Annotated in this window: 10 protein-coding genes and 2 riboswitches; of the genes, 4 read left to right on the top strand and 6 right to left on the bottom strand. The window is 67.5% G+C overall.

The features are described from left to right. Positions 1 to 64: 64 nt before the first annotated feature. A riboswitch (FMN riboswitch) is annotated at positions 65 to 210 on the bottom strand. A 328-nt stretch (positions 211 to 538) separates the two neighbouring features. Together ppgK and B1400_RS04155 are read left to right on the top strand one after the other, a co-directional pair. Next, complete coding sequence (gene ppgK / locus B1400_RS04145; protein ID WP_095613190.1) at positions 539 to 1,324, top strand: polyphosphate--glucose phosphotransferase; 786 nt, start codon at positions 539 to 541, stop codon at positions 1,322 to 1,324. Between the two features lie 756 nt (positions 1,325 to 2,080). Beyond that, positions 2,081 to 3,211, top strand: a complete 1,131-nt coding sequence (locus B1400_RS04155; protein ID WP_407641065.1) for a pyridoxal phosphate-dependent aminotransferase — start codon at positions 2,081 to 2,083, stop codon at positions 3,209 to 3,211. Here B1400_RS04155 and B1400_RS04160 read toward each other — a convergent pair. Then, positions 3,190 to 3,996: an ATP-binding cassette domain-containing protein gene (locus tag B1400_RS04160; RefSeq protein ID WP_157909634.1), complete on the bottom strand. Its 807-nt coding sequence runs from the start codon at positions 3,994 to 3,996 to the stop codon at positions 3,190 to 3,192. The two genes, B1400_RS04155 and B1400_RS04160, sit on opposite strands and share 22 nt — an antisense overlap. A gap of 189 nt (positions 3,997 to 4,185) precedes the next feature. Continuing rightward, positions 4,186 to 6,321 carry a hypothetical protein gene (locus B1400_RS04165; protein WP_235607320.1) on the bottom strand — a complete coding sequence of 712 codons (2,136 nt, stop codon included), beginning with the start codon at positions 6,319 to 6,321 and terminating at the stop codon, positions 4,186 to 4,188. A gap of 55 nt (positions 6,322 to 6,376) precedes the next feature. Here B1400_RS04165 and B1400_RS09640 point away from each other — a divergent pair, with 55 nt between their 5' ends. Together B1400_RS09640 and ligA are read left to right on the top strand one after the other, a co-directional pair. Continuing rightward, complete coding sequence (locus B1400_RS09640; RefSeq protein WP_157909635.1) at positions 6,377 to 9,691, top strand: tetratricopeptide repeat protein; 3,315 nt, start codon at positions 6,377 to 6,379, stop codon at positions 9,689 to 9,691. A 125-nt stretch (positions 9,692 to 9,816) separates the two neighbouring features. Beyond that, complete coding sequence (ligA, locus tag B1400_RS04175; protein WP_095613193.1) at positions 9,817 to 12,420, top strand: NAD-dependent DNA ligase LigA; 2,604 nt, start codon at positions 9,817 to 9,819, stop codon at positions 12,418 to 12,420. A gap of 113 nt (positions 12,421 to 12,533) precedes the next feature. Here the strand turns inward: ligA and B1400_RS04180 are convergent, their stop codons facing one another. The 4 genes from B1400_RS04180 to B1400_RS04195 all read right to left on the bottom strand — a co-directional run bounded on the left by B1400_RS04180 (position 12,534) and on the right by B1400_RS04195 (position 18,029). Then, positions 12,534 to 13,787, bottom strand: a complete 1,254-nt coding sequence (locus B1400_RS04180) for an Mrp/NBP35 family ATP-binding protein (protein WP_133064614.1) — start codon at positions 13,785 to 13,787, stop codon at positions 12,534 to 12,536. Positions 13,788 to 14,048: 261 nt separating this feature from the next. Beyond that, positions 14,049 to 14,654: an ECF transporter S component gene (locus tag B1400_RS04185; protein ID WP_095613194.1), complete on the bottom strand. Its 606-nt coding sequence runs from the start codon at positions 14,652 to 14,654 to the stop codon at positions 14,049 to 14,051. A 37-nt stretch (positions 14,655 to 14,691) separates the two neighbouring features. Beyond that, a riboswitch (TPP riboswitch) is annotated at positions 14,692 to 14,799 on the bottom strand. A 420-nt stretch (positions 14,800 to 15,219) separates the two neighbouring features. Next, positions 15,220 to 16,656 (bottom strand): type I glutamate--ammonia ligase, encoded by a 1,437-nt coding sequence (gene glnA, locus B1400_RS04190; RefSeq protein ID WP_095613195.1) that lies wholly within the window; start codon positions 16,654 to 16,656, stop codon positions 15,220 to 15,222. A gap of 584 nt (positions 16,657 to 17,240) precedes the next feature. Further along, positions 17,241 to 18,029, bottom strand: coding sequence for a DUF4191 domain-containing protein (locus tag B1400_RS04195; RefSeq protein ID WP_095613196.1), 789 nt, complete (start codon positions 18,027 to 18,029; stop codon positions 17,241 to 17,243). Positions 18,030 to 18,074 lie beyond the last annotated feature (45 nt).

An 18,074-nucleotide genomic window follows, 5' to 3' on the forward strand; every position in this document is an offset into this window, starting at 1 on the left:
GGGCGTCGTCGGTCGGTTGATTGGATGCGGGTGTGAGGGCATCGTTGATTGTGCTCATCGCAGAGCTCCGTTTCTTTCATCCGGACTGTCACCGTTGGCTTCGGAATCCGACCGAATCCACCGCTTTCGCGGGTTGCGGGCTTCGCCGTGGGCGCATCGGATGCGCGGCGCTACCGCCAGTAAGGAATTGCACCTTCCCTGAAACTACGTCTCCCATCTGTATACGTAGGCCGGGATAAACGGATGCGGGCACCTCCCCGGACGCGTCGAAAAACGGGGCGGACGGGAGGGCGACGGGCAAACGATGGTCGTGAAAACCCCTTGTATGACGCGCAAGTGCGAGGAAACGCAACATGGCAATCGTTATCAGAAAACATCGTTCCATAATGTGGATAGTTTGCAAAACATGAATGTTTATCGGTTGAACTAATATATCATGTAGTAAGGCCGTCATCCGCGGACGCATGGCGCATCCGCGGACGGGCCCGAGATGGTGGATCACTGGGTGACACCCTGGAAACGGTAAGGAAGGTTGACGATGATTGAGACCGCACAGGCGTTCGGCGTGGACATTGGAGGATCGGGCATCAAGGCTGCGCCGGTCAATCTGGAGAAGGGCGAGTTCGCGGAACCGCGCCTGAAGATCCTCACTCCGGAGCATTCGACGCCGAAGGCGGTCGGCGACATCGTCCGTCAGCAGCTCGAGCACTTCGAGGTGCCCGAGGACGTCCCGGTCGGCATCGCGTTCCCGGCGCCGATCAAGCCCGGACAGAAGCTCGACTACATGGCCAACCTCGATCAGTCCTGGATCGGCGTCGACGTCACCGAGGTCTTCTCGGAGGCTTGCGGTCGTCCGGTGACCGTCGTCAACGACGCGGACGCCGCCGGCGTCGCCGAGCAGCGCTTCGGCGCGGCGGCCGGTCAGGAGGGCCTCGTCATCGCGACGACGCTCGGCACCGGCATCGGTACGGCGCTCATCTACGACGGCGTGCTCATCCCGAACACCGAACTCGGTCACATCCAGCTGCCGAAAGGCAAGGGCGACGCCGAGAAGTACGCGGCCTCCTCGGTGCGTGAGAAGCTCGACATGGGCTACAAGAAGTGGGCGAAGCGCCTGACGAAGTACTACAGCCTGATGGAGCTGTACTTCAGCCCGCAGCTGTTCGTCGTCGGCGGCGGCGTGAGCCGCGTCTCGGAGAAGTTCCTGCCGTACATCGACATCAAGACGCCGATCGTCGCCGCGAAGCTGCACAACGAGGCGGGCATCATCGGCGCCGCGTACCACGCGAGCACGCAGATGCAGAAGAACGAGAACGCCGACTGAGCAGGCAGACGTCCAAGGCGTCGTGCGCGATGCCGAAATGTTGTGAGGGCGGCCGCCGGAGCGAACACTCCGGCGGCCGCCCTTTCCTATGCCCATGCGCCCCGGAGCACGCATGTCGCCCATCGTCACCGTCGGTCGTGCTTACGGGTGGCGGTTCTTACGGGTGGTCGTGCTTACGGGTGGTCGTTGCCGCGGATGACTTGTTCTTATGGGTGGTCGTCGCTACGGGGAGGTCGTCGGCATGCAGAGAACGGCGAAGGACCCTCGAAGCGACGATCGCTACGGGCGGCGGCGACGGCCTACGGGAGGTCGCTACGGGCGGCGGATGGACGCCCTCGCCGAAGGCCGGCGAAAAACCGAACGAAGATGTGGAGGTGCGCGTAGATTGGGGACGTGCGTTTTTCCCGAAGAGTAGACATCAATGAACCCAATCCGATCGCGAAGGCCGAGGCCGCGTTGAAGGCGGCGGGGATACAGCCGCTCGCGCTCAACGATTCGAATCCGACGCGGCACGGCCTGGCGCCGTCATCGCTGCCGTCGGTCTACGACGCCGAGCCGCGCGGACAGCGTTACGCGCGCGAGGCGATCGCCGCATATATCAACGCGGCCGGCGATTGCGGCATCCTGGATTGCGCCGACGATCGCATCGGCGCCGATGCGGCCAACGAGGCGGGCGAGTCCGGCGTCGTTACGGGTGGCGCCGCCGATGACGACGTCTGTGGGACGGCATGTGCGGATGGTCGCATATATAAAGGCATGGGTGAGGGCATGCAGCGTGCCGCCGCCGGAGACGGCGCCCCCGATAAGGATTCCGCCGCGCGCGGTGACGGGTGCGCCCGCGACGATGGCGGTGCCGCCGATAAGGATGAAGAAGACGCCGCCGGTAACGACAACCGGACCGCCGCCCGTAACGAAGGGACGGTGGGGGAGGCGAGGCGGACGGTGGATGCCGACGATGTGTATCTGCTCAGCTCCACGTCGCAGGCGTATGCGTGGCTGATGAAGCTGCTGTGCGACGCCGGGGACGCGGTGCTCGCGCCGAAGCCAGGCTATCCGCTCATCGAATCGATCGCGCGGCTCGAATGCGTCGAGGTGCGCTTCTACCAGCTGCGCTTCGACGGCTCGTGGTTCATCGACGTCCCGCAGATCGAACGGATGCTCGCCGAGGACACGGACCGTCGCATCCGGGCGCTCGTCGTCATCAATCCGAACAATCCGACCGGTTCCTACATCAAGCCGGGGGAGCGTGAGGCACTCGTCGCGCTGTGCATCCGGTACGGAATCGCGATCATCGCCGACGAGGTGTTCTTCGACTACCCGTTGGAGCCGTTCGACGGCAACCGGCGCCTGAGCGGCGAGCCGCGCGTGCTCACCTTCGCGCTCGACGGATTCTCGAAGACGCTGGCCGCGCCGCATGCGAAGGTGGGAGGGATCCGCGTGTCCGGCCCCGTCGATGACGTGCGCGAAGCGCGGCGCAGGCTCGACGTCATCGCCGACGACTTCCTGCCGATGAGCGAATTCGTCGCCCGCGAGATCCCGACGATGCTGCGCGAGGCGCCGCGTCAGCTCGACGCCGTCGGCGCGCGCATCCGCGCGAACCTGGGGGCGCTGCACCGCATGCTCGAAGGGGATGAGCTCGGCGTCGTCGACGTGCTGCGCGCCGAGGGCGGCTGGAACGTGCTGCTGCGGTTCCCCGGCGTCATCGACGAGAACGACCTTGTGTTGTCGATGATCGACGACGCCCGTACGAGCGGGCAGCCGGGGTATTTCTTCGACATGACGTCGAACGGTTACCTCGCGATCTCGCTGCTGCCCGAACCCCCGCAGTTCGCACGCAACGTCGCGACCGTGCTCGACGCGGTGCGTCAGCGGCTCGACATCGACTGATATTTGCTGCGGATGAGCTGCGTGTAGAAGTCGGTCGCATGCTGCGGGTCGCCGTCGAAGACGATGTGCGCCTCGTCCATGACGAGCACGCGGCGGATCTCATAGCGTTCGTCGGCGATGAGATCAACGTCGTGCGTCGTGAACACGACCGGCCTACCGTAGCGGAACAGCCGCTGCGCGACATGCGCCGAGCTGATCTCGTCGAGGCCGCGTGTCGGCTCGTCGGCGACGAGCATCGCCGGCAGGTGGCAGCAGGCGACGGCCATCGCGAGCAGATGCAGCCGTTCGCCGTCGAGCGTGTCGAGCCGCATATGGCGCACGTCGCCCAGATCGAAGGCGGCGAGCAGGTCGCCGATGCGCGCGGCGCGTTCGGTCGGCGGCACATGGTGGCGTTCGAGATAGCCGTCGAGCGCGTCCTCGAGGGATCTCGCACGTTGGAAGTGCGCGCGCACATGGTCGAGGCCGACGTAGCCGATCGCCGATCGGATGGCCGGACGGTCGGCGCGGCGTGACGGGTCGCGCGGTTCGCCGTCGACGACGTAGGCGACGGCGCCGGACGTCGGCGACTCCTGTGCGCCGATCATCCGGATGAGCGTCGATTTGCCGGCGCCGTTGAGTCCGATGACGGCCACGTTGCCGCCGTCGTGCATGATGCGCAGGTCGGTGGGCTCGCAGCCGACCGCGCCGTCCGCATAGACGTAGCCGGCGCCGCGCAGCTCGATGTCGACGGTCTTGGCGGGCGGCCGTCGCCGGCGGGAGGGGAACAACGAATCGAAAACGCTCATGGGGCCCATTGTATCCATGCGCCTCCATGAGCCGTCGGCATGTGCGCGCGCCGATGTTACGGGCGGCAGCCTCGCCTATCGGTGACAGGCGATCTTACGGAGGCGGCATCGACGGACGCCACAGGTCACGAAGTGCTGCCCGTAACGCGGTGCGACCGGTAGCGGAGCGGTGTTGCCGGTAGCGGCCGGCTACGGCAGCGTGAACCAGCTGCGTACGCGGTGGAAGAGCGCCGGGTCGTTGGCGACGAGCATGTCGTCGCGGCCGACGACGAAGCAGGAGGCGACGGCGAACGCGAGCGCCGCGCATACGACGATCGCGACGAGCGCGCGCGTCCACGGCCATCGGCGCATCATCAGCGCGACGACGGGCACGGCGGCCACCATGAACAGCCATCCGAAATCGGCGATGTAACGCCATCCGAGACCGCCGACGAACGCGTCGAAGACGACGAGGAGCGTCGCGAGCGCAAGCGCCGTGGCGAGCATCGGCCACCAGACACCGCAACGGCGGCGCACGGCGGACCACGGCAGCGCGAACGCGCACAACGCGAGCGGCATCAACGCGAACAGGCCGCCGACGCACGGCTCGGTGAACGACCAGCGCGGCAGCGGCGTCGGCGACAACGCGACGAACGGGAACGAGTCGGTGAGGCGCGGCGGCAGGAACAGGTAGTAGAAGACGGTCAGCGGCATGTTCGCGGCCGGCGTGTGGAAGCGCGTCATGTCGGTGACGGTGAGCTGGTAGGCGTTGCCGAAGTCGAAGGGCGACGCGAAGCGCAGCTGGTTGTAGACGAGGACCGGCGCCGCCGCGGCGAGCGCGGGGAGCAGCAACGCGGTCCAGAGGCGCGCGATGCGGCCGCGCTCGCGCTTCCGCGCCGAGCGGCGCAGGTCGGGCAGGAACAGCGGCAGCGCGAACAGCGCCGTGAACGCGAAGGTCGGACGGCATCCGATCGTCGCCGCGATGCACAGCGCGCCCCAGGCGACGCGCGGCATCGAGACGATCCCCAGCGTGCGCGGGGCGTCCCCGTCGCCCCCCTCCGTCCGCACGGCGCCGAGCCACAGCCACAGGCCGAGCATCGCGAGCAGCAGCCCCGAGGAGAAGGGGATCGAGTAGAAGTTCGTGCGGAACCACAGATACGGCAGGTTCGCGCCGAGCATCATCGCGATGCACAGCAGCACGACGGCGGCGAGCGATGTGCGCGGCGCGACGAGGTCGAGCAGACGGATGACGAGCAGGCAGGCGACGACGCTCACGCCGGCCATCAGCCACAGTTGCGCGCAGGTCGCCGGCAGCATGAGGCCGCCGGGCGTGAACCATGATGTGACGGCGCGGAACGGCGCGAACAGCGCCACCGCGGGCAGCACGCCGAAATACGAGTACCAGCGGCCGTCATGGAACGCATGGTCCCAGTAGATCGGCGTCACGCCGTCGGCGAGCATGCGCGCGCGTGCGGCGGCGTCGTAGGGATCGGGGGCGTCGGCGAGCTCGGCGGGGACGGGAAGGTCGAGCCAGACGCGGCCGCGCAGCAGCGCGTCGGCGAGATGGCCGTACTGATCGAAATCGAAGGTGTAGCCGCCGTCCTTGTGGAAGACGAGCGGCTGCGCGTAGCCGATGATGACGACGCTGCGGACGACGGCGTAGACTCCGACCGAGGCGGCTGCCAGCGCGAAGGCGAGCCGCTGTCGGCGGTTTGAGACGTCCAGCGCGACGCCCCACAGCCCGGTCGACGGCAGCAGCAGGACGACGAAGGCGGCGAGGGCCGCCATCGCCGCGACGCGCGCCCAGTCGAAGACGAACGGCACGCGCGCGTTCGCGCGGAAGTTCTCGATCGGCACGAGCGCGCCGCGCGGCTCCTCGATCCAGATGCGCACGGGGCCCCGCGCCGGCGCGCGGAACAGCAGCGCCGACGGCGTCGCCGGCGAGACGGTGACGGACGGGGAACGCATGTCCCAGCCGTCGCCGTCCCGCGTCGCCAGCCGCAGATGGACGGTGGAGACGACGTCGTCGCCGCGCGCGCCGTCGCGCACGGCCTGCACATGCGCCGCCGGCGTCGCGTCGGCGCGCCAGTACTCGCTGCTGCCGTCCGCCTTCACCTCGACATAGGCGCCGGCGGGATCACGCACCTCGAGCAGCCCCTGCGCGGTGCGCGACAGCCCCGGACCGAGGGCGTTGGCGGCCGACGTGGAATCGGTGGACGCGCCGATCGACCGCCAGTGCGCGAGATTGCATACGACGCATTCGACGATGAGGACGAGCGCGAGCGCGACGAGCGCGGCACGCAGGATGCGCATCGGACGCGGCCGATGACCAGAGCGGGAAATCACAGCCATTATTCTAACGGCACCATGGGTATAGGCGGCGACGTTGTACATTAGTCCTATGAGACAACGGCACGCAGCGCAGGGACGACGGGGACGGCTCGAGGGACGGGGTCGCGGCGACGCGCACGAGAATGCGCTGCCGGCGCCGCTCGAGCGCATGCTGCGCTCGCTGCGCGCGATGCTGCGCTGGAGCGACGACGTTGCGCCGGACGCGCAGACCTACCGCGTCGGTGCCTTCGCGCGCCGCCGCGTGTTCGAAGGATTCCCGATGGAGCGGCACGACGCCCTCCCCGGCTGGCTGCAGATCCCCGGCACGCGCACCTTCGCGATCGGCCTGTTCGTGCGCCGCGACCGCTTCGTGCAGCTTGCGCTCGCCGACGACCGCGGACGCGTGTTCGCGACCGGCGAGCCGCGCGCCGACCTGCAGGGTCTCGAACCGCGGCTCGTGCTCGAGGCCGACGATGCGCATGCGCGGCGCGACGGCGTCCGACGCGGCACGCTCACCGCCTCCGACGACGGCGGCGTCGTCGTCGGACGATGGACGAAGACGAGCTCCGGATACACACTCGAATCGATGCGCGCGGACCTGCCGGACGCGTTGCGGACCGGACTGGGCTACCGCGACGCGGTGACGGTGGCCTTCTTCGCCGACTACCTGCAGCCTCGGCTGCGCGGCCGGCTCATCCCCTTCGGAGCCGGCGATCTGATCTGGCGGCTGTCTCGGCAGGCGCCGCTGAGCGCGATCCGCATGAGCGTGCGCGACGAGGAGGAGACGAGGATGCTCGGCATGCGCGTCTCGGGACTCGAGGAATACGCGATGCGGCTCATGCGCGAATCCGGCGCGCTCGACGACGTGCCGGGGCTGCTTCCCGATCACGGCGCAGAACCGATGCACACGCTGCGCTCGCCGTATTCGGGCGGCTACTTCCTGACGTGGGACACGCCGATGCCCTTCGACGCCGCGCTCACGTCGCTCAAGATCGAAGGCGCCCTCAACCGCGTGGCCGCATTGCGCGCATGGCTCGACGGGAACGCGGCGCGCGGCGCGCGGCCGACCGAGGACACGGCGACGGCGGCGCAGATCGCGCTCGTCGACCGCGCGTTCCTCGAGAATCCGGCGCTCGTCGCCTTCGACATGTCGCAGGACGTGAACCCCGGCGAGTCCGACTTCCGCGTCGTGGAAGGCTTCGTCCCCCTGTCCGCGCTGACGGCGCAGGCGATCGCGATGCAGCATCCGGACCCGGTGCGCGAGCCGGCGGCGAACGGCGGCGCGTTGTTCACCGAGGACCTGCACGAGGCGGCGTCCGACGACGGGGGAGCCGACGGTCGGCACGGCGAATGGGTCGTGCGCCAGACGCTCGCACGGCTCATCCGTTCGATGCGGCTGCCATACCGCTTCGACTGCGACTTTCGGCTGAACCCCGAAGGGGGCGCCGCCGCGATCGCGCTCACGGCCGCGGGTCCGGCGCTCATGCCGCGCGGCGTCTACGACACCGGCCGACGTGGATGGACGCGGACCGACGACGCATGGCGCGCACGGATGAGCGCGCGGTACAACCTGCGCGTCGGCATCATCCTCGCGGCGCTTGTGTTCGGGGCCGACGAACGGATCGACGAGGTGGCGGTACGCATCGACTCGTCCGGCCTCGAGGAGGCGATCGCCGAGCAGGACGACGTCATCCATTCGACGATCAGCGACGCGCTCAGCGCGTTCGAACGGCTCGGTGACGCCGGCGCGGACCGTATCCGCGGCAAATCCGGACCGAAGGACGGCGACCGCCACGGCAACCCGACGCGCATCATGACGCCTCCGTCCGTGCCGCCGATGGACGTCGCGCCGATGGACGCGGCGCGCGGGGACGGCGGTCAGGAGGCCGGCGCGGACGACGACGAGGACTTCGACGCGCTGATGCACGGCGGCGGCATCGACGAGGTCTCCTTCGCCTTCGACGACATCCACGGCGACGACCGTCCCGACGCCGCGCCGCCGTTCGACGCGGCGCGCGAGGCGCGGGACGAGCACGCCGCGGCCGGCGGCGACGCGATCGAATGGCTGCGTCAGGGGCCGACGATGCGCGCGCTGACGACGGTCGTCTTCACCCGCGGCATGTTCCTCGAACGTCTGAAGGCGGACGGTCTGGCCGATCCGTTCGGCACCTACCGGATGTTCGGCGCGTCGCTCTCGCCGGACGCCGACGGCGGACTGGGGCCCGTGGAGCCGGGATTCTCGATCTCGGACGCGCGCTTCTCGCCGCAAGGCGCGCAGGACGCCCCGGAGGAGCACGACAGGAGGCTCGACCCGGGTGCGGCCCATGTGCTCGGAGCCGACGACACCTTCGGGCTGGCGATACAGCGCGACGACCTCATCGGCAGCGCGCTGCGACGCTTCCACACGCTCGCATCCGACACACGGATGCCTTCGGCACTCAAGGCGCAGCAGGCGATGGACATCATCGAACGGATCGGCGACCCCGAACTGCTCGAGCGCGCGACCGACGTCACGGCGGCGCTCATCGACGGCGACGACACGCCCGATCTCACCTCGACGCTGCTCAAGGACCTCGACGACGCGCGGCTCAAGGCACGCGACCTCTTCTTCTCCGGACAGCCCAAACAGGCGCTTGACGGCGTCGAACGGGCCGTCGAGGCTCTCGACGAGGTGTACCGCGGCATCGACGGCGTGCCGCGCTACTTCAATTCGTACGCCGACCGCGTCGTCTACAACCGGCTGTTCGCGCTGCCGGACGAGCGCACCGTGCTCATCCCGGACGCGTTGTTCTACGCGCATCTCGAACTCGCCGACGCACTCGGGCAGATCGAGGGGCCGGACGCCGCGCTCAGGCATCTCAACGCGCTCGTCGCCTATGCGCCGTCCTACGCGCTCACGCATCTCAAACTCGCCGTGCAGCTCGCGCAGAACGAGGACTGGGATTCGGCGAGGGCGGCCTGCCTGAACGCGCTGCGCGTCTCGCTCGACCGCTCCGACGCCGCCTACGCCTACTACCGCCTCGCGCAGGCGGCGTGGATGCACGACGAGTTCGACGTCGCCTACGCCGCATATATGCTCAGCGGGGCGATCGGCGACGACACGGCGACGCGGACGACCGAGATGAACGAGGTGGGCGCGCGCGCCCGATCGCAGTGCATCCGCCTGCCGATGACGCTGCAGGAGGCGATGGACACGCTCGAGTCGCACGACGTGCCGGTGTGGCCGCGCACCGAGGTCGTGCCGATCGTGCTCGACGCGGCGCGCGTATGCGTCGACCGCGCGATGTTCGTCCCGGCGCGCACGCTCGTCGTCGCCGCGATGCGCCTCGTCGGCGACGAGACCGACATCGTGCAGCTGCAGTTCCTGCGCTCGCTCAACGCGTAAGGTTTTTCGCGCGGCCGGCGGCGGGTCGGCGCAGCGCGGTCGATATATTGGAGAGGGTCGGCGGCTTTCGGCGCCCGCGGCGCCGTGCCGGCCGGCCAAGGCACAAGGACGGAAAGGGGCGGCAGATGCAGGCAGCTCGACACGATGCGGACGGATGGGACATGAGGGACACGGGGGACGCCATCGGATCCGGCATGCGGATCGACGCGCTCCGATACGACGACAGCGACGCGATGGCCCTCGACGACCTCGACGTGGACTCGCTGACCGCCGAACAGGCGGCGCGGCTGTGGGCGAGGCTCGCGGCGTGGGTGGAGACCGACCAGATGGCCTATTACGTGGACGACGCCCCGGTCTCCTCCGACGCCGCCTACGACGCGCGCATGCGCTGCCTGCAGCGGCTCGAGGCGGCGTTCCCGCAGCTCGACTCGCCGTCCTCGCCGACGCGGCGCGTGGGGGGCACGTTCTCGAACGAGTTCGCCTCGGTGCGCCATCCGTCGCGCATGATGAGCCTCGACGACGTGTTTTCCTACGAGGAGCTGCGCGCCTGGTACGACGGCGTGCGCGCGGCGCTCGACTGGCCCGAGGGCAAGCCGCTGCCGATGACCTGCGAGATCAAGATCGACGGTCTGGCGCTCAACCTCATCTACCGCGACGGCGTGCTCACGCAGGGGCTGACACGCGGCGACGGCGTGACCGGCGAGGACATCACGATGAACGTGCGCACGTTCCAGACGATCCCCGCGACGCTCGGCGGCCCCGAAGGCGACATCCCCGAACTTGTGGAGGTCCGCGGCGAGGTGTTCATGCGCTGGGACGACTTCCGTGCGCTCAACGAACGTCAGGAGGAGGAAGGCAAGGCGCCGTTCGCCAATCCGCGCAACGCGGCGGCGGGCTCGCTGCGCCAGAAGGATCCGCGCATCACCGCGGGCAGGCATCTGAGCTTCTACGCGCATGGTCTGGGGGAGCTCGTCTGGGGCGCGGGCAAGCCGGTCGACGTCGCCGACGAGGTGCACGACCAGTCCGAGGCATACGCGCTGTATGAGCGATGGGGCGTGCCGGTCTCGCCGCACACGCGCGAGGTGACGGACTTCGACGAGATCATCGCGATGATCGAATACTACGGCGAGCACCGCTACGACATCGAGCACGCGCTCGACGGCATCGTCGTCAAGGTCGACGACCTCGCCCTGCAGCGCCGGCTCGGCGCCACGTCGCGCGCGCCGCGCTGGGCTGTCGCCTACAAGTATCCGCCCGAGGAGGTGAACACCGAGCTGCTCGACATCGTCGTGCAGGTGGGCCGCACCGGGCGCGTCACGCCGGTCGCGATCCTCAAGCCCGTCTACGTGGCCGGTTCGACGGTCTCGCGCACGACGCTGCACAACGGGTACGAGGTCAAACGCAAAGGCATCCTGATCGGCGACGTCGTCGTCGTGCGCAAGGCCGGAGACGTCATCCCCGAACTCGTCGGCCCCGTGCTCGCGCGCCGCAAGGGACGCGAAGGACGGCTGCGTGAGTTCCACATGCCGACGCATTGCCCGTCGTGCGGCACGTTGCTTCGCCAGATGAAGGAGGGTGACAAGGACCTGCGCTGTCCGAACGCTGAATCGTGCCCGGCGCAGCTGACGGAACGCATCATCAACCTCGCCTCGCGCAAGGCCTTCGACATCGAGCATCTCGGCGAGCAGAGCGCGATCGCGCTGACGAACCCGGAGGCCGACAGGCCGGATTCGGTCGAGGCGTATGCGCCGGACCTCGTCGAGGTGCGCGTGGGCCCGGGGGAGGAACCCGAGCCGTACAGCGCCCCGGAGGGACTGGGGCTGCCCGACGTGCAGCGACCGGTGCTCTCGAGCGAGGCGGACGTGTTCGACCTCGACGCGCGGCTCCTCAAGGACGTGTACGTGTGGCGCGAGGCGCCGATCATCGAGGTGAGCGAACGGGTCGAGGACGGCAGACGCCGCAAGATACGCAAACGCATCGGCGGCTCGGGCCTGTGGCACCGGGTGCCGGCGTTCTGGACGGCGCCGGCGAAGGCGAGCGACGCGAAGCCGGTGCCAGCCGACGGCGTCATCGTCGGCGTCGACGAACGCAGCGGCCGCGATATCTACATCTGTCCGACGGAGACGACCCGCAAGATGCTCGACGAGGTCGACAAGGCCAAGCACACCGACCTCGACCGCGTGCTCGTCGCGTTGTCGATCCGCCGGCTCGGACCGCCGACCGCGCGCCTCATCGCGCAGCATTTCGGCACGCTCGACGCGATCGGCGACGCGACCGCCGACGAGCTCATGCAGATTGACGGGATCGGCCCCGAGATCGCCGAATCGGTCGTCGACTGGTTCGCCCAGGCGAAGGATCCTACGAGCTGGCGCGGCAAGGTGCTCGCCGCATGGAAGAAGGCCGGCGTGGGCATGGAGGCGGACAGGAGCGACCTGCCGCAGACGCTCGCCGGGCAGACCGTCGTCGTGACCGGTTCGTTGGAGACCTATTCGCGCGATTCGGCGAAGGAGGCGATCATGGAACGCGGCGGCCGCGCCGCGGGATCGGTCAGCAGGAAGACGGATTGGGTCGTCGTCGGCGCCAACGCGGGGTCGAAGGCGGCCAAGGCCGAGGAGCTCGGCATCCCGATGATCGACGAACGGCAGTTCGACGAACTGCTCGCCACCGGCGACGTCGAAGGCGTCAGGAAAGTGCACGCCGACGAAAGAAGCGTGTCCGCCGAGGCGTGACGGATACGCGCGGAGGACGCGGCGGACATGTGCCGCCGCGTCCTCCGCGCCGCCGCCCGCGGCGGGCCGGTTTCCCCGCGCGGGGACGTCGTCGATGACGTCGGGCGTCCGTGTCAGCGTGGACCGGCGGCGGCCGGCGAGGGATCGGCATCGATGAGCGTGCGCGCGAGGCGGATGAAGGTGTCGCCGAAGTCGTCGTCGCGCAGCGTGCCGTCCTCGTTGAGCACGGCGGGACGACCTTCGCTTTCGCCGATCTCGCGGATGCGCGGATCGAGCGGCAACCGGGCGAGCAGCGGCACGTCGTGGCCGAGCGCGCGCGACAGCTGCTCGCTGACGCGTTCGCCGCCGCCGGCGCCGAAGATCTCGAGACGTTCGCCGGCATGCTCGAAATAGCTCATGTTCTCGACGACGCCGCGCACCTGCATCGGCACCTGCAGCGCGACGAGCCCCGAACGCACGGCGATGTCGGAGGCGGAGGGCTGCGGCGTCGTGACGACGACGAGTTCGGCGTTCGGCAGCGCCTGCGCGACGGAGATCGCCATGTCGCCGGTACCGGGAGCCAGATCGAGGATGAGCACGTCCGGCTCGCCCCACCACACGTCGGCGAGGAACTGCTCGAGGGAGCGCTGCAGACGCGGGCCGCGCCATAGAATCGCGCGGTCGGAGCCGGCGAACATGCCGATCGACATGAGCTTGACGCCCCATGACGTGACCGGCATCAGCATGCCGTTGAGATTCGTCGGCTGGCCGTGCACGCCGAAAAGGCGCGGCAGCGAGAAGCCGTAGATGTCGGCGTCGATCGCCGCCGTGTCGTAGCCGAGCGCGGCGAAGGTGGCCGCGAGGTTCGCCGAGATCGACGATTTGCCGACGCCGCCCTTGCCGGATGCGATCGCGAAGACGCGGGTCTTCGTATCTGGTTTGTTGAACGGGTTCTCACGGCGGGCCGCCTTGAGATCGCTGACGAGCGCGTGCAGCTTCGCGTCGGCCATCGTGCCGACGTTGATATGCGGCGTGAGCCTCGCGTACGGGTAGCTCGCCACCGCCTGCTCGATCTGCGCGGCGATCTGCTCGGACAACGGGCATCCCGGCACCGTCAGCTCGACGTCGACGACGACGTCATAGGCCCGGCCGGTCAAGCCGTATGCATCGCTACGGGTAGCACCGTCTGGATCGGCATGGGCGCCATCGCTACGGGCGGCACCGTCTGGATCGCTGCGGGCGGCACCGTCGGCGACATCGGGAGTCGGAATGACGGTGACGTTGGCGATCATTCCCAGTTGCGTCACGGAACGACCCAATTCGGGGTCGATGACGTGATCCAGACGTTCCAACACGGCGTGTTCAATGATCGTCGTCTCATCGTTCATTCGATTTCGATGCCTTTCTGCATGGAGGAAAAGAACCCGCCGAGGGTTTCGCCGGGGGTGGACAAGGACCCACTGTATTGCATGCGTGTTGGACGCGCCAGAGGCGAACGGAACGGAAACGGGCGGCGCGGTCTGGGATGGATGAATCGCGCCGCCCGCAGGATCGGATGTGAGAAAGAGGTCATGTTGGCCGGATGCCGCCCGTAAGCGCGGTATGCGTATGCGTCGGCGGCTACGGGCGGTCCGGTGGGGAAACGGACGTCATCGGCGTCCGGATGCGAAATGGTCGAGCGCGCCGGTTTTCATCAGCATCCGGTAGAGCACCCAGCTCAGACCGCCTGCGATGAGCGCGCCGGAGACCGCCGAGGTGGCCAGATAGACGCTTGCGCGCAGCGCGCCCCAGCCGGGATTCGTGATCCAGTAGTAGATGCCGCAGCCGAGTCCCGCCAATGCTCCCGAAAGCATCGTGCTCGCCAGATTCCACACCCGGTAGGCGAGCAGTGCGAAGCCGAGCTCGGCGCCGATCCCCTGCATGATGCCGACGACAAGCGAACCGCCGGCGCCCCATTGGTTGCCCAGCAGCAGTTCGAGCATCGCCGCGACGGTTTCCGCATACAACGCCGCGCCGGGTTTGCGAATGATGATGGCCGCAAGCGGGCCTGCGAACAACCAGAACGCGTTGAGGATGCCCTCGAATCCGGGGGTGACGGCGCCGAACAGCGTCAGCGGCGCGGTGCAGATGAAATCCCACACCCAGAAGACAAGCCCGGAGGCGGCGGCGATGGCGGTGGCGGTCACCAGATCGACGACGCGCCATCGGCGTGATGCGTACGGGATGCGGGCGGCATCGATTTCAGTATTGGTCATGGAAGTGCCTTTCCTTGTCATATGCATATATGTGGAAGGCACGGGGAAAGAGACGTCCGTGCGCCGGCATTATCCGATTCACGTTCATGCGGTCGAAGCTCACGCTTCCTCTCAGCCTGCTTGGCAAGCCCCCGTGTCCGCATCCAGTAAAGCAGAGACCATGCACTTTCGTCGTTCGAACGGATTACGGGACGTCGGCGGCGCGGAAGATCGATGGAAGCAAAAAAGATATCCCAATGAGAAGGGCGCTACCCGTAACGAAAGCGCCGCCGATGGAGAGTGCCACCCATAGGCGGGCTACCCGTGGGAGCGTACTGCCGGTAGGAGACGCTTACCCGTGGGGGAGGGCACTCGTAAGGGGAAAGTGCTGCCGGTAGGAGAATGCTGCCCGTAGAAGCGATAGAAGGACGAGTACCGCCCGTGCAGGGCATGCTGGCCATAGGGAGAGTGAGGATTTCTCTTACGGGCAGTCGAGAGAGGATGGCGGCACTCAGGGCGGTGATGATGAAGAACGGGCGGCACCGGAAGGGTGCCGCCCGTTGTGACTCATCGGATCCGGGGAGGATCAGATGTGGAAGTAGAGCTCATACTCGAGCGGGGTCGGCTGCAGACGGGCCTGATCGATCTCGCCGCGCTTGAGGTCGATCCAGGTCTCGATGAGGTCCTCGGTGAAGACGTCGCCGGCGGTCAGGAAGTCGTGATCCTCCTCGAGCGCGTCGAGCGCCTCGGCGAGCGAGGACGGCACCTGCTTGATGCCGGCGTGCTCCTCCGGAGGAAGCTCATAGAGGTCCTTGTCGACCGGCTCCGGCGGCTCGATGTGGTTGAGGATGCCGTCAAGGCCCGCCATGAGCTGCGCGGAGAACGCGAGGAACGGGTTGCACGACGGATCCGGGGCGCGGAACTCGATGCGCTTCGCGGCCGGCGACGTGCCCGCGAGCGGGATGCGGATCGCGGCGGAGCGGTTGCGGGCGGAGTAGACGAGGTTGACCGGCGCCTCGAAGCCCGGGACGAGGCGATGATACGAGTTGAGCGACGGGTTCGTGAACGCGAGCACCGACGAGGAGTGCTTGATCAGGCCGCCGATGTACCAACGGGCCATGTCGGAAAGACCGCCGTAGTTCTTCTCATCGTAGAACAGCGGCTTGCCGTCCTTCCACAGCGACTGGTGGCAGTGCATGCCGGTGCCGTTGTCGCCCGCGATCGGCTTCGGCATGAAGGTCGCGGCCTTGCCGGCGAGCGCGGCCGTCTCATGGACGACGTACTTGTACTTCATCAGGTCGTCGCCCGCGTGCTGCAGCGAGTTGAAGCGGTAGTTGATCTCCTGCTGGCCGGCGCCGGCGACCTCATGATGCGCGCGTTCGAGGATGAGTCCGACCTTCTGCAGGTTGGCGACCATGTCGTCGCGCAGATCCTGCGTGTGGTCGATCGGCGGGACCGGGAAGTAGCCGCGCTTGACACGGTTCTTGAAACCGATGTTCGGCGTGCCGTCCTCTTCGACGTCGAGTCCGGAGTTCCACGGCGCCTCGACGGAATCGACCTCGTAGAAGGAGCCGCGCATGTCGTTGCCGAAGCGGACCTTGTCGAAGATGAAGAACTCGGCTTCCGGGGCGAAGGAGGCGGTGTCGGCGATGCCGGTCGACTTCAGGTAGGCCTCGGCCTTCGCCGCGACCTGACGCGGATCGCGCGAATACGGTTCATCGGTCAGCGGGTCGACGATCGAGAACGCGACGTTGAGCGTCTTGTGCTTGCGGAACGGGTCGACGTAGGCGGTCGTGATGTCCGGGACGAGCTTCATGTCGGACTCGTTGATGGCCTGGAAGCCCTCGATGGAGGAGCCGTCGAACGGCATGCCCTCGTCGAACGCGTCCTTGAGGAATTCGCTGGCAGGGACCGTGAAGTGCTGCTGAACACCAATCAGATCGGTGAAGCGAACGGAGACATACTCGATGCCTTCCTGATTGATCAGGGCCTCGGCGTCTTCCTTGGTTTCGAGTGTGGTCACGGGACCGCTCCTTTCAATAAGTGGATTACGCATATCAGCATAGGTCACAGCGTTTCGCTCACTCGAAGTTTGAGTTACGAACATGTTTCGGGCGCCGCGGATGGAATCGGCGGACCATCGGAATCGTTGGAACGACTGCGCTGAGGCGATGCGGGAAGCGTGGCCGCATGCGCCGCGCGGCTGCGCACAATGTGGACGCCGCGCTGCCGTGACCCTGTAACGGGCGGTCATTACGGGCCGTCGTCCCTACGGGCGGTCGTTCTTGCATGTGGCTGCCGTTACGGGCGGCTTGGTCTCCATGAGCGGCATGTCCTGCTGGCGGTCGTTTCCCATGGGTAGGCGCGATCTGCGGAACGGATGGCGGCTGAGCATATGGTCGGCGGTTGCCACGGGAGGCCGCGCGACTGCGGGCGAGGATAGCTACGGCTCGCCGCTTCCCTTGCATCGCCTCGCGATACGCGGACGGTCATCGGAGCGCGACGGACGGCGCATCAGCGCAGGCCGCGGGCGTCGACGGGCAGTGGGGCAACGCAAACAAAAAAGGGGCCGGTGAAACCGGCCCCGGCAATCTCAGGGGACGACGGTCAGCGTCCGCGCATCGCGCGCTTGCTGACCTTCTGCATGCGCATCGGGTCGATGCCCTTGGGGACGCCCATGCCGCTCTTGCGCTGCAGCGTATGCAGACGTTCGTTGAGCGTGATGAGCTGGTCCTTGGTCATCACGAACCGACGGCGCTTCCTCACCGTGCGCACAAGCTTGTTGGAGGTCGTGTTCGGAACATACGTGCGCTTCTTGAGGATGACGTTGCGCAGATCCTTGAGACGCACCTGCTTGGGTCCTGTGCCGACGCAGATGCGGTAGATCGGGATCTGCGAACCGGCGGTCACGCCCTTGATCATCTTCTCCTGGCGGTCCATCGCGCGCATGACGCGGCCGTAGTCGCCCTCGCCGATCAGATAGATGCCCTGATAGCCGGTGCCGCGCCAGATCGCGTCATGCGAGCGCGGGTCGACCCACACCGGTTCCTGCGGGAAGTCATAGCCGGCTCTTTTCATGTTGCCGAGGACGCTGATGGCCGCACCCGGTTGACCCTCGAGCTGCTTGAAGCCGACGGCGTCCGCGCGGCGCGTGAGCACGATCGTGGCGAACAGCAGACCGGTGACGGCGGCGAGGATCATCCAGCTGATCCATCCGAACCATCCCCAGTGGAACACGAATCCGCAGATCAGTCCGATGACGAGCGGGATCGCGAACACGCCGCCGACGATCCACGGCAGCGCCTTGTCCTCCTTGTGCGTGAACTGGTAGATCTGCTTGATCTGGCTGAACATGCCGCGTTTTTTCTTCTTCGGCTGCTCGTCCTTCGATGCCATGTATCGCCTCTCCTAATTACTTTGCGAACATTTTGCGAACGCTAT

This window comes from Bifidobacterium italicum (assembly GCF_002286915.1).
In the GTDB taxonomy this organism is placed as follows: Bacteria; Actinomycetota; Actinomycetes; order Actinomycetales; family Bifidobacteriaceae; genus Bifidobacterium; species Bifidobacterium italicum.